The sequence below is a fragment of the Xenorhabdus beddingii genome (assembly GCF_002127545.1).
In the GTDB taxonomy this organism is placed as follows: Bacteria; Pseudomonadota; Gammaproteobacteria; order Enterobacterales; family Enterobacteriaceae; genus Xenorhabdus; species Xenorhabdus beddingii.
The window spans coordinates 1-505 of the sequence record NZ_MUBK01000162.1; the positions used below are offsets into that span (position 1 = coordinate 1).

At 50.1% G+C, this 505-nt stretch carries 1 protein-coding gene; it reads left to right on the top strand.

Going from position 1 to position 505, the window contains the following annotated elements; genetic code table 11:
• Positions 1-505, top strand: a 505-nt coding sequence (locus tag Xbed_RS19055; RefSeq protein WP_086114338.1) for a C40 family peptidase, incomplete at both ends; no start/stop codon positions are given.

A 505-nucleotide genomic window follows, 5' to 3' on the forward strand; every position in this document is an offset into this window, starting at 1 on the left:
TCCGTGTCGCAATATTTCCCCCGATCCTGAGCACTACTTTGAAATTAATCCTGATGACTGGATAACAGCGGAATGCTTTGCAGATATTGAAGCCATTGTCCACAGTCACCCCAATGGACGACCTCGACTGAGTGCAGGCGATCGGGAACAGCAAATTAAAACGGGGTTACCATGGTGGCTGGCCTGTGGTGACCGGGTGCATAAATTCCGTCCGGTTCCCCGCTTACTGGGTCGGGAATTTATACATGGCATACAGGATTGTTATTCCCTGATCCGTGATGCCTATCATCTGGCAGGCATCGAATTAGATGATATCCACCGTGACGATGAATGGTGGAATGCCGGGCAAAATCTTTATCTGGATAACGGCATAGGTCAGGGGTTTGAGCAAGTCGATGAGATACAGCCCGGTGATGGCATTCTTATCTGTTTAGGCAGTCAGACCCCCTGCCATGCCGCTATCTATATCGGCAATCAGCAAATTCTACACCACAGGCCGGATCGC